An 11,856-nucleotide genomic window follows, 5' to 3' on the forward strand; every position below is an offset into this window, starting at 1 on the left:
AATCTCAGAAAACATTTGCGACTAGAAAAGTCTAAAAATAAAGCAGAACAATCACCCGAAAGTCATGCTAACGATGGAATTGCTCTTGCCTGTTTTCAATTTTTAGATTATTTGCCATTCCATACTTCTAATGGACATGGATATGATTGGAAGGGTTATGTTAAAGTAACAAACGCTCCCTTTGCTGTCATCAAACGTCCTCCTATTAGTCGTCGTCAACTTCACCTGATGGTTTTTTCTAAAGGTGGTAAACGACGTAAATATGGTGGCTCGACCACAAGACATGGGTTCCGTAAAGGAGATTTAGTTTCTTCTCCCAAAGGAATTGGTTATGTTAGTGGAGATACCGAAAAACAGCTATCTGTAAGCGATACTAATTGGAAACGATTGGGACAGATAGCTGTTAGCAAGATTCAGTTAATTCGTCGTTCTAACGGTTTAATTGTTTCTCGCTAACTTATATAAAGCCGCCCTCCGTTATCGCTAAAGGGCGGGTTTCAGACCCAGTTTTTCGATGAGTGATCAAATCCTTTCTTCCCTCTCCCTAGAACAAAAACGACAAAACCTGCGCCACCAAAGGCGATCAAAGGTGTGGCAAGCCTTGGGTCGCTTTCTGGTGGTTAGTGGTTTAGCGACGGGATTAGCTTGGGGGATGACTTCGCCCTATTGGACAATTACCAAGGCCGGACAGGTGGAAATCGAAGGCACGGAATTAATGTCGCCCGAGTCGATTCGTGCTTGGCTAAAATTAAGCTATCCTCTGTCTCTCTGGGAATTACCTACCCATCAATTGCGAGAAAAATTAGCAGCTATTCCCGCTATTGCCGACGTTAAGATCGAGCGGCAATTATTACCCCCGAAAGTGATTGTTTCTATTCAAGAAAGAAAACCTGTTGCCCGTTGGCGTTCCCATCAACAGCAAGGCTTTTTAGATGCCTCGGGAACGATAATTCCTAAAAACTATTATGGTCGAACTCTGCCCAAAACCCAATTACCTAGCTTAGAAGTGCTTGGTTACGACCGACAATATCAACAACAGTGGCAAAAAATTTATCCCTTAGTTGATAACTTATCGATTCAAGTTACCGCCATCGATTGGCGCAATCCTAGTAATCTTGTACTAAAAACTGAACTGGGACAGGTCTATTTAGGTTTTTATAAAGATAGATTGCCCGAAAAATTAACCGCTCTCGTACAATCGCGGCAATTGTCATCCAAGATACCTCTAGCGAGAATTCTCTACATTGACCTGAGCAATCCCGATGCTCCCACTGTACAATTAAAACCGCAGCCAGCCCCTATCGTTGCCAAAGTAACGGCAACTGGTAGGGATTAACTGGAATTGATCAGCAAATAACCGCAATTATTCCCTTTATGTATTGCCAAAAACCCCAAATTATGATTTTCTGAACCAGAAACTGATAATGTAGATACTGGAACCGACATAATATTAGTGATAGTGTTAACATTGCATCTCTAATTCATCAAATCAATAACAGAAGCTTGTACTAAGAGTGTTCCAATTCCAATGACATCGATTAATGAAATCGTTCCTACCTATCCCAATCTGAACAGTAACGATTATGCCAGTTCAGCTATGAGCGAAGATAATCATTACTCTCAGAATAATGCTGGAGTATTATTTACTCGCCCCCATGAATCACAGATGACACCCCGAGAAGAAAGTCGTAGTAATCGCATCGTGCCAAGCAATGTCGCCAAGATCAAGGTGATCGGGGTCGGCGGTGGGGGCTGTAACGCCGTTAACCGCATGATCGCCAGTGGCGTGACCGGAATCGAATTTTGGGCAATTAACACCGATGCCCAGGCCCTAGCCCACTCCTCCGCCCCCCAGAGGTTACAAATCGGGACAAAATTAACCCGCGGCCTAGGGGCGGGCGGCAATCCGGCGATCGGACAGAAAGCGGCGGAAGAATCTCGGGATGAAATCGCCCAAGCATTGGAAGGAACCGATCTAGTCTTTATTACCGCCGGGATGGGCGGCGGCACGGGAACGGGGGCCGCTCCAATTGTGGCCGAAATTGCCAAAGAAATCGGCTGTTTGACCGTGGGAGTTGTGACTCGTCCCTTTACCTTCGAGGGTCGTCGTCGCACTAATCAGGCCGATGAAGGGGTGGGCGGTTTACAAAGTCGGGTCGATACCCTGATTATTATCCCCAATAACCAGTTATTACAGGTAATACCCGCCGACACTCCCCTACAGGAGGCTTTTCGCGTCGCTGATGATGTGCTGCGCCAAGGGGTACAGGGGATCTCGGACATTATCACTATCCCCGGTCTGGTGAATGTGGATTTCGCCGATGTGCGGGCAGTGATGGCCGATGCGGGTTCAGCCCTAATGGGCATCGGCATCGGTTCCGGAAAATCTCGGGCTAAGGAAGGAGCGATCGCTGCTATTTCCTCGCCGTTACTGGAATCCTCGATCGAAGGTGCGAAAGGCGTAGTCTTTAACATCACCGGCGGTCAAGATCTAACCCTACACGAAGTCAATGCCGCCGCCGAAATTATCTATGAAGTGGTGGATCCCAACGCTAATATCATCTTCGGGGCAGTAATTGACGAGAAAATGCAGGGAGAAGTCAGAATTACCGTCATTGCCACCGGTTTTTCCGGCGATTCCCCCTCTCGTCCCACCAGTAGCAAGGTGGTGATCAATGCCCCCGCACCCAGTCCGGCCCCGACTCCCGAACCACCAAAACCGGCGGGATTAGATATCCCCGAATTCTTGCAACGTCGTCGTCCTTTTGATCGCTAACCGCCTATGACTGCCATTGCCCTCACCATCGCCGGTTCCGATAGTGGTGGCGGCGCGGGAATTCAAGCTGATTTGAAAACCTTCGCCTTCCACCGAGTTCACGGCACCAGCGCCCTTACCTGCGTTACCGCCCAAAATACCCTGGGGGTCGAGCGCGTCGAGTCCCTAAGTCCAGAAATGGTAACGGCCCAAATCGATGCCGTGGTCGGGGATTTTGGTGTGCAAGCGGTCAAGACAGGAATGCTGTTCAGCAGCGAGATTATCGAAGCAGTGGCCGAGGCGATCGAGCGCTGGCGTTTAATCAGTTTAGTGGTGGATCCGGTTATGGTTTCGCGGGTAGGAGCCAAATTAATTGATGATCGGGCTATAGATAGTCTTTTTGATAGTTTAATTCCTTTGGCTTCGATTATTACCCCTAATCGTTACGAAGCACAGCTTTTAAGTGGCATTGAGATCAATGATTTTGAGGCGATGAAAGCGGCCGCCGAAATTATTTTCCAGAAGTCGACCACACCAGTATTAGTGAAAGGTGGCGGCATGAAAGGCCGGCTGCGTGGGGTTGATATCTACTTTGATGGGGAGGAATGGGAAACTTTTAAGACCAGAAGCGTCGAAACCAATAATACTCACGGGACTGGTTGTACCCTGTCGGCAGCGATCGCCGCTAACCTCGCTTTGGGTGATGACCTGAAAATAGCGGTGAAAAAAGCCAAGGATTACGTTACTAACGCCCTCGATCATTCCCTCGCTATCGGTCAAGGAACCGGTCCTGTGGGCCATTTTTACCGCTTAAAAGCCCTAAATTAGTCAATTCATGACCACTACGCCGCTTATTTCCCCCCAAGTACCCCAGAGTTGCACTGGTCGCCCCTCGGTTCCCCTCTCGGTCTATCGAGAATTAGTCAAAGAATTGCAGGCCACTCAGGCACGGGTGGAATTTCTAGAATCACAAAACCAGCAACTTGTCAAGAGTAATCGGCAATTACGTCAGGAAATAGAGACAGTAGTTGCTCAGGGAAGACGATTAGAAAGAGTGGTAGAGAGTTTCGAGAGGAATCCCATCGAGGAACCCTCCTTCGTCATCCCGGTTCGTCCCCGTCTGGTTACACCCCCCTCCCCTTCGCTGCCAGTTAAGGAAGAAGTCTCAGTCACCCCTCCTATCACCGTTACTGCTTCAAAACAGCAATTACCTAAAAATATTTGGTTAGTGGTCGGGTTAATTATTATCGTGGTTCTTACCTCCGGTTTAGGGGCTTTTTGGCTGGTTTCTGCCTCTAGAAACGCGGGTTCGACCGACTGATTGACTTTCATCTCGGCATTTTAAGCTCAATTAGTCGGTTTTAACAGTCGGGGAATTTACCCGAATAATAATAAATCCTGTTTAAAAGGGATAGGAAAGTGGGGAGTGAGAAGTCCTGTAGGGGCCAAGCATTCGGGTATAACCCATCGCTGAAACCGTAGATTTCCTGTCCGAATGCTTCGCCCTTACTTTTTCAGCCAGTCCTAACCAATTCAGGTAAAGGTTCAGGACCCACCCATCTACCTTGTTTCCAGATTTCCTCATCCTCTACCGGTAACGCATCGGGATCGGAACGGGCAGCTTGATCTATTTCCTCTTCGGTCATCTTGTTGAGCCGTTCTCTCTCTTTTAGTTTTTCCGTGCCGGACTCGTTGACGATTTTCTCTTGGCTACCGTCCTTTAAGAAAACTGTAATACGCTTTTCGTTCACGCTCATCACCGTCCGGCCCCGGCGGCGAGGATGTCAATTGGGTCGATTTCTCCACCAGAAAACCTTTTAGTCTTGAGATAATATTGGGTAGGGGTCTGATGGTCTCCGTATCCAATCGGTAGGTCGATGGTCAGGTGGGGACGTGAAGACCTTGTTTTGAGTCAGAGGATAGAGAAGAGTGAAGAAATTGAGTATCTTGAGTGAAGAAATGAGTCGGTTTGATGGGGTAAGTCGATGAGACAATGGGATTGGAACCTAGTTTTTATCCACGGTACTGGGGTACGAGAACCTGCCTATAGCAAAACTTTTAGTATCATTATCCGAAAATTGAAAGAACGCAATGAAAATTTGTGTTTTCATAAGTGTTACTGGGGTGGTTCCCTCGGCACAACGTTAAATGCTGGGGGACTATCTATTCCAGTGTCGGATCAAAAAAAAGCCTCAGAAACCGATTTAACTGATGAAGACTATGTTCTGGGTTTATGGCAGTTACTATATCAGGATCCACTCATAGAACTGCAAATCCTAACCATAAGTTCCGAGGATAAAGGGGCTGTTTTTGGAGAAAAGCTAGGCGAGGATTTGGATAATCGGGTTCGAGCCTTAAATCCATCATCTAATCTGCAAGAAATGCTCGATCAGGCTGGAATTGGCCAGTTTTTTTCTCAATCCCAATCCATTATCGTCAACGAAAGCGATTATCAAAAAGCGATCGAATCCGCCACGGAACCATTAGGAGAATACCGCATAGCGATCGCCCGTGCGCTGGTAGCCCAGAGTGCTATTTTGGTGAGAGATAAATACGGGGAATTTGCCTTATCGGTTAATGGGGGATTACGAGATCAAATTGTCGAGCAAATAGCGGCGGAATTAGGGGGTACGGAAAAAGGAGTTTTGTCCGGCATAAAAGAGATGATTTCTGGTACGATCAGGCGTATTATTCAGAATAATCTCCAAAGAAAGCGAAATGGATTCACGGAAGAATATAGTGGCACTTTGGGAGATATTTTGATGTATCAAGCAAGGGGACAAAAGCTTAGAGACTTTGTTCGCACAACCGTTGAACGTCTGGAATATCCCACCGTATTAATCGCCCATAGTTTGGGTGGTATTATTGCCGTCGATTTGCTATTAGAACAACAATTACCACAAGTGGCTTTGTTGGTGACGATCGGTTCTCAATCTCCTATTCTTTATGAACTGAATGCTTTGGTGGGGATGGAATATAATCCCAATGCCAAGCTGCCGGATACTTTCCCCGATTGGTTAAATATTTATGATCGCAACGATTTCCTCAGTTATGTGGGTGAGAAAATATTCCCTGGAAAGATAGAAGATGTGGAAATCGACAGTAAACAACCGTTCCCCGAGTCTCACGGTGCATATTGGAATAATGACAAGGTTTGGGATGCCGTTTGGCAGAAGATGGAGAAGATAGTTAATGGCTGAACCATCGACAACGCAAGCTATTCTAGTTGGCATTGAAAGGTATGCCGATTCTAATGCTATTCCGGATTTGAACGGTCCGGTCAATGATGTTTATCGGTTCTGTCAATGGTTACGATATCGCAATGTGCCTCCCGAAAATATTTCGGTTTTCGCATCTCCACTCGATCGCAATACTGGAATCGTTGACGAGATTACCAGTCTGATCAAGAGTGAACCGTTAAAAGCGACCAAAGATATAATCAATAAAGCTCTGCGTGAAGAAGCGAGAAAAAAAACGGCGAGCTTGTTTTTCTTGTTTTGGTCGGGACACGGTTGGATCGTCCCTCAAGGCGATCGTCGATTGATTTATGCCGATGCGACAATGGAGGACTTGAAGAACCTTAATTTAACTGCCCAGCTTAATGCTATGCAGACCGATTTATATAAAAATTTACCTCAGCAGTTATTAATCTTCGATGCTTGCGCTAATTCCCAATTATTAAAGATAACTCCACCTGACGATCTTCCCCCTATCGGTAAACATTTGCCAAGTCAAAAACAAATGGTAATGTTTGCCGCCAATCCGGGAGAATATGCGATTAATAAAGGCGACGAACAAACGGGTATATTTTCACGAGAACTATTAAATGAATTGAACTCATTAAAAGATACAGAGATTTGGCCTCCAGATCTGGAGTCAGTTATGCAGTCCGTGCAGAAAAAGTTCATCAAACTGCGAGAAGATAAACACACCAGGCAAACTCCTTCATATCTTTTATATCAGGACTGGTCGGGTAATAGAAAAGAACGATTTAGCGAAATTGAGCCAGCCACTAAAACAGGGAAACGGGATAGTTTTCCGCTACCTCGCAATTTAACTATCCAAGAATTAGGCCTATTGCGCGATCTTTTTTTACAATGCCAGTCAATGCAAGATCCCCAAAGTCGAAAAGATATTATTTTGAATCTCAGGAAGGAAATAGCCAATAACATCATCATGGAAGGTAATGCAAACAGTGTAGTATTAAGTGCAATTAAAACTTCTCGTGGTTATTCAGGAGGATTGGCGGAGCTATTAGACGTTATTGATATGCTCTACGAAAATGATTCTGTTGCCATGCAAAATTTAAGAAAAGCCACGATACAAATGTTGCCGGAGGAGTTTCCTTTAGAATGTTGTTGAGTGTTCCCACTAAACCAAGTGATCAAGGATTCAATCGGCTGATTGATGCCTTGGAGAATTGCCCTTCTATTCAAGATCCCCAAAAGAGAAAAGATATAATTGGTTTTTTGAGTGTTAAAGGTGTGGAAGAACGAAGCGATATGCGCTCTTCATTATTGGGTATTTTAAAAGCATTAAGCGGATTTATAGATAAATTTTGTGATTTAATAGATGGGATTAATTTTTACGAAAAAGATAGTGTTTATTACGATAGTTTAATTGCAGTTATTAGTGATATTGCTAAACAACAACAACAAAAAGAAATGAGTCAATCTCCTAAGACAATTACTCTTTTTGATAATGAGAATATTGAATTACCAAATAATAATTGCGACGAATTATTTGACTGTTTATGGTCGGAAATATGCCCGATTCTCGATGAAATCGATTGGAAAGATATTTGGCAAGCCTGTTCTAAGATTGAAGAAATAAATAAACATGAAGATGACAAATTTTATATCAAGAGTTTGTGTTTTACCAAGAATTATGAATTATTAAAACAAGTATTTCTTGATCAGTATAAATCCACAGCATTGATAAAGAAATTAGCTCAATCATTAGGTGATAACGAACGTATAAAATCATGGTTAGATGAGGCTAGTTGCGGTTTGAAAAAAACTGAAATCTTACCTATCTCTGAGATTAATAAAAATAGCTCTTGCTTGCCACCGATATTATTAATTATGATTGACAGACTTGCCAATGGAGAAAATCAAGATACATGGAACGTGAGGGGACAGTTTAAATTTCGGGATGAACTATCTGAAATTTCATTATCTAGAGATAAAAAAGGCTTTGATTGTCCTAAATTTGAAGATATTCCGAGAGCTATAAAAGCATACATCGATTATCTTGAGAGTGAGCCTCAATTTCGAGATAAAGCAATTGATGAATTAAGAATAGAAGTATTTATTCCAATTTTTGATTTACATTCTAATTTAGATAATTGGGTAATAATTTATGAAGAAGAAACACCTAGATCATTGGTAGTAAACTACCGACTATTTTTAAGAAGTAGAGAACGCATACGGAAAAATAGTCGCATCGGATTACTCAAAAAAGGATGGGAAAGAATCGATACTTTTTTGAGAGATAATTGTCGGGAAATATCTAAGAATATTCTAGCTAATGAAATAAAAAATACTCAAAAATCTAATATAATTGAGATTGGAAATAATCAAATCTCTAATTGGAAAGAACTAGAGATTTTTATGAAAAATTGCTCGAATCTGTGGGGGATTATATTAAAAGGTTCTCTCTTTGTCGATAAATTTGAGCGTATGAGGTTCTTTGAGTCTATTTTTGATAGTGGTATTCCCATCGCCGTTTGGAATTGGGATATTATTCCCTCAGAAGTACAATTTGAACAGGAATTTACACAATGTCTGAGTTGCGATAATTTATCCGATCGATGTCGTGGGTTACTGGAAAAAACTTGGGAACTAAGAACTGTTTCATGGGGAACCAGAACTGAAACAGAGCGTAAACAGTATCCTGGTTATTATCTCGGTATGTTGTTAGAAGACCCAGAAATCTTGCCAGAAGAAAATCCCTTACAAACAATAGGAGCTAAGTAATAAAATGGTAGAAGAAACTAAATCAGTTCACTGGCAACCGTTTAATGGTCGGGGAGAACAGCTATCTGAAACTCTTAATCTTCCTTCTCCACCTCCTTGGAGAAATTTCGACAGACCTATTCTCGATCGAGATAGCGATCGCTGGTCAGAATTATTGAAACTTGTCGAGAAAGAAAAAAAAGATCGCGAGCGCGGTGAAAAATTCCGTTTGTCAGAAATCGCTGATAATAAAACCAATTCTCAAAATGCTCAACTTCAGGAAGCTATCGATTTGGTGATCGCCGGAGTAAATGCGGCTTTATGCTTGCGTCGTCCCCTGTTAGTGACTGGTCGTCCCGGTTCGGGGAAAACTTCCCTAGCCTATGCTTTAGCATACCAACTGAAATTGGGTCCGGTTTTAAAATGGTCGATTACGGCTCGAACAACTCTTCAGGACGGTTTGTATCGTTATGATGCGATCGCCCGCTTACAAGAATCAGAACCCGATGGAAAACAAGATATCGGCTCTTATATTACTTTAGGAGCTTTGGGTACGGCATTTCTTCCTTCAGCTTTGCCCAGAGTGTTGCTAATAGACGAGATAGACAAAAGTGACATCAATTTGCCCAATGACCTCCTCAATCTGTTTGAAGAAGGCGAATATGAAATCCCCGAAATAAAACGCTGGACAGAGAGAAACCCCGATAAAACAGTTTCGGTTTTTACCTGGGATAAAAATCTTCATCCCGTCGAGCTAAAGAGCGGAATAGTGGGATGTAATGCTTTTCCTATCGTCGTTATGACCAGTAACGGGGAAAGAGATTTTCCTCCAGCCTTCAAAAGACGTTGTATTAGAATCAATATGCCCAATCCGGGCATTAATAATCTTAAATCCATAGTCAAATCTCACATGGGTGATGAATATTTTAATAAGTCTAGCGATCGCATTGGTCAATTAATTACAGATTTTCTGGATAGAAAAGATTTGGCAACGGATCAACTCCTCAACGTTGTTTATATGTTGACTGGTGGTCCAGAATCCACTCTCGATCGCAAATCTTTGAAAGAGTTATTGCTTAAGAGTTTGAACGATACGGAGGGATTATAATGAGCGATGCTTCCGCATCAGTGAAACCGGATCGATTCAAAAGGTTACTTAAGACTCTCAATCAGTCAGAGCTAGAAATGACCGGTTACGAGTTGGCGGATTTGTGTTGGCTATTGCTCCATTGGCCTCAAATTGTAGAAACTACTGAAAGCAAAAGTGAAGAAGAAATTGAAGATGGTTCTTCTAATGGTAATAGTTCTTCATCCTCATCTGAATCCAAACAAAAGGTTCTAGGGAAAGAAGAAGAGAAAAAAACGGAACCTGTGGGACACTTATTCCCGCGACAACAAAGCAAAGATTCATTCGTTGGTGGCGGTGGCTCTTTAACTTTTCCAGTCGATAATCCGTCGGATTTGGGCAGTTCTCTATCTTTGGCAAGAGCTTTAAAAACATTATTGCGGCGCGTACCTACACAGGATCGTCCAAGTATTTTGGATGAAGTCCGAACAGTGGAAAGTTTTGCCGCAACTGACCAAAAAATCTTGAACCCTGTTTTTAAACCAACTTTAGAACCTTGGTTAGAACTAGCATTGGTATTTGATCGCAGTCCGTCGATGGATATTTGGCATCAAACCTTAACGGATCTTAAAACTGTACTACAACATTACGGTATCTTTCGTGATGTACAGGTCTGGCAATTAGCTTTCAAGGAAAATAATCTATTTCTTTATAAAGGATTAAGCAAGACTAATTCTAGAGTTTATCATCCTAAAGAATTACTCAATCCGAATGGCCGTCGTCTCATTGTAGTAGTTAGTGATTGTGTGGCATCCTATTGGCGAGATGGTAGGATGTTTCCGCTTTTAAAATTGTGGAGTCAATCGAGTCCATTAGCTATATTGCAAATGCTTCCAGAATGGCTTTGGCTGAAAACTGGCTTGGGATTGGGAGCGAAAGTAACTTTGTTTAGTGATGAACCGGGCCTAACTAATAGTCGATTAAAATTTAGAGATGTGCTGATTTGGGAAAACGTCTTTCGTGAACAGAATCGCTTACAGATTCCTGTTTTTACTTTGGAACCTCTCAGTGTCGAACGATGGAGTAGTGTAGTCGTGGGGCGCAGTGATACTAAAGTGGCAGGATTTGTACTGACTCCCGATACCAAAGAAGAATTAAAACCCGAGGCCAAGCTAAATTTAACTCCAGAAGAAATAGTTAGACGATTTCGCAACAATGCCTCACTTTTAGCTCAAGAATTAGCTGAATTGTTAGCGGCAACACCGACAATTTTTCTGCCAGTAGTTCGATTGATCCGTAAGGAAATGTTACCAGAAGCAGGTCAAGTCCAAATCGCAGAAGTATTTTTAGGCGGTATTCTTCGCGTTCGTTCGTTAGGGATTAAGGAATCTGACCCAGATGCGGTACTCTACGATTTTATCAATCCAGAAGTAAGAGACATTTTACAACTTAGTTCTACTCGCTCTACTACAGTAGATGTATTTGATCGCGTCTCTAAATATATTGCCAAACAACTGAACCTAGAATTACGGGACTTCCTCGCTGAATTGAAAAAACCCTCAACAGAAATAGGTGGAGATATACAGGGTGTTATTCGTCCTTTTGCCGAAGTGTCAGCCAGAATCTTAAGAAATTTGGGCGGAAATTATCTGGCCATTGCAGAGCAACTGGAGCAAACGGCAGCCCGTACCCCTGGTTCTCAAACGTCACAAAATACGCAATCAAAGAAAGTTCCAGTTTCAGTTAATCCAGTTTCAGTTAAAACGTTGCAAAAGTTAGAATTGTTATCATTTAACTTTGAGGTGGTGGGAGTAAATGCGAAGGGTGAGCAAATCAAAAAAGAGTCGAAACAGTCCCAATATTTCAGCGAAGATTTGGGCAATGGCATTACCTTAGAAATGATTGCCATCCCCGGTGGCACATTCACGATGGGAACGGAAGACGAGGAAATCGAAAGACTGGTTAAAAAATTTAATTGGGAAGGATTTAGAAAGGAAAGACCACAACATGAAGTAACTGTCCCACCCTTCTTTATGGGTAAATACCCCATCACCCAGGCCCAGTGGAAAGCGATCGCC

10 protein-coding genes and 1 pseudogene are annotated in these 11,856 nt (G+C 42.9%); 10 read left to right on the plus strand and 1 reads right to left on the minus strand.

Annotated elements, in window-relative coordinates:
* From O9300_RS17855 to O9300_RS17875, 5 genes and pseudogenes are all read left to right on the plus strand, one after another.
* Positions 1-456: pseudogene (locus O9300_RS17855) on the plus strand (RRXRR domain-containing protein); the annotation flags it as partial.
* Positions 457-514: 58 nt separating this feature from the next.
* Positions 515-1,336 carry a cell division protein FtsQ/DivIB gene (locus O9300_RS17860; protein ID WP_287973088.1) on the plus strand — a complete coding sequence of 274 codons (822 nt, stop codon included), beginning with the start codon at positions 515-517 and terminating at the stop codon, positions 1,334-1,336.
* 192 nt (positions 1,337-1,528) lie between these two features.
* Positions 1,529-2,776: a cell division protein FtsZ gene (gene ftsZ, locus O9300_RS17865; protein WP_002756934.1), complete on the plus strand. Its 1,248-nt coding sequence runs from the start codon at positions 1,529-1,531 to the stop codon at positions 2,774-2,776.
* A gap of 6 nt (positions 2,777-2,782) precedes the next feature.
* Positions 2,783-3,583: a bifunctional hydroxymethylpyrimidine kinase/phosphomethylpyrimidine kinase gene (thiD, locus tag O9300_RS17870; RefSeq protein WP_287973089.1), complete on the plus strand. Its 801-nt coding sequence runs from the start codon at positions 2,783-2,785 to the stop codon at positions 3,581-3,583.
* Between the two features lie 7 nt (positions 3,584-3,590).
* On the plus strand, positions 3,591-4,076 hold the full coding sequence (locus O9300_RS17875) for a bZIP transcription factor (protein ID WP_287731904.1): 486 nt from the start codon (positions 3,591-3,593) through the stop codon (positions 4,074-4,076).
* Between the two features lie 193 nt (positions 4,077-4,269).
* Here the strand turns inward: O9300_RS17875 and O9300_RS17880 are convergent, their stop codons facing one another.
* Positions 4,270-4,512 carry a hypothetical protein gene (locus tag O9300_RS17880; protein WP_287973092.1) on the minus strand — a complete coding sequence of 81 codons (243 nt, stop codon included), beginning with the start codon at positions 4,510-4,512 and terminating at the stop codon, positions 4,270-4,272.
* Positions 4,513-4,740: 228 nt separating this feature from the next.
* Here O9300_RS17880 and O9300_RS17885 point away from each other — a divergent pair, with 228 nt between their 5' ends.
* The 5 genes from O9300_RS17885 to O9300_RS17905 all read left to right on the plus strand — a co-directional run.
* Positions 4,741-5,955, plus strand: coding sequence for a lipase family protein (locus O9300_RS17885; protein WP_287973095.1), 1,215 nt, complete (start codon positions 4,741-4,743; stop codon positions 5,953-5,955).
* Positions 5,948-7,117 carry a caspase family protein gene (locus O9300_RS17890; RefSeq protein WP_287973098.1) on the plus strand — a complete coding sequence of 390 codons (1,170 nt, stop codon included), beginning with the start codon at positions 5,948-5,950 and terminating at the stop codon, positions 7,115-7,117. The genes O9300_RS17885 and O9300_RS17890 overlap by 8 nt, the downstream gene beginning before the upstream one ends.
* Complete coding sequence (locus tag O9300_RS17895; RefSeq protein WP_287973100.1) at positions 7,108-8,733, plus strand: VMAP-C domain-containing protein; 1,626 nt, start codon at positions 7,108-7,110, stop codon at positions 8,731-8,733. The genes O9300_RS17890 and O9300_RS17895 overlap by 10 nt, the downstream gene beginning before the upstream one ends.
* Positions 8,734-8,737: 4 nt before the next feature.
* A complete protein-coding gene (locus tag O9300_RS17900; RefSeq protein WP_287973103.1) occupies positions 8,738-9,820 on the plus strand; it encodes an AAA family ATPase in 1,083 nt (360 codons plus the stop codon).
* Positions 9,820-11,856, plus strand: a 2,037-nt coding sequence (locus tag O9300_RS17905) for a formylglycine-generating enzyme family protein (protein ID WP_287973104.1), incomplete at its 3' end; no start/stop codon positions are given. The genes O9300_RS17900 and O9300_RS17905, both read left to right, overlap by 1 nt.

Source organism: Microcystis sp. LE19-195.1E, from assembly GCF_027532095.1.
GTDB lineage: Bacteria > Cyanobacteriota > Cyanobacteriia > Cyanobacteriales > Microcystaceae > Microcystis > Microcystis aeruginosa.

What these genes read in the sequence shown, in the direction of transcription:
- O9300_RS17885 (WP_287973095.1), top strand. Translation starts at nt 4,741, where the DNA reads ATGAGACAATGGGATTGGAACCTAGTTTTTATCCACGGTACTGGGGTA.
- O9300_RS17900 (WP_287973103.1), top strand. Translation starts at nt 8,738, where the DNA reads ATGGTAGAAGAAACTAAATCAGTTCACTGGCAACCGTTTAATGGTCGG.
- O9300_RS17860 (WP_287973088.1), top strand. Translation starts at nt 515, where the DNA reads ATGAGTGATCAAATCCTTTCTTCCCTCTCCCTAGAACAAAAACGACAA.
- O9300_RS17880 (WP_287973092.1), bottom strand. Translation starts at nt 4,512, where the DNA reads ATGAGCGTGAACGAAAAGCGTATTACAGTTTTCTTAAAGGACGGTAGC.
- O9300_RS17890 (WP_287973098.1), top strand. Translation starts at nt 5,948, where the DNA reads ATGGCTGAACCATCGACAACGCAAGCTATTCTAGTTGGCATTGAAAGG.
- thiD (WP_287973089.1), top strand. Translation starts at nt 2,783, where the DNA reads ATGACTGCCATTGCCCTCACCATCGCCGGTTCCGATAGTGGTGGCGGC.
- O9300_RS17895 (WP_287973100.1), top strand. Translation starts at nt 7,108, where the DNA reads ATGTTGTTGAGTGTTCCCACTAAACCAAGTGATCAAGGATTCAATCGG.
- ftsZ (WP_002756934.1), top strand. Translation starts at nt 1,529, where the DNA reads ATGACATCGATTAATGAAATCGTTCCTACCTATCCCAATCTGAACAGT.
- O9300_RS17875 (WP_287731904.1), top strand. Translation starts at nt 3,591, where the DNA reads ATGACCACTACGCCGCTTATTTCCCCCCAAGTACCCCAGAGTTGCACT.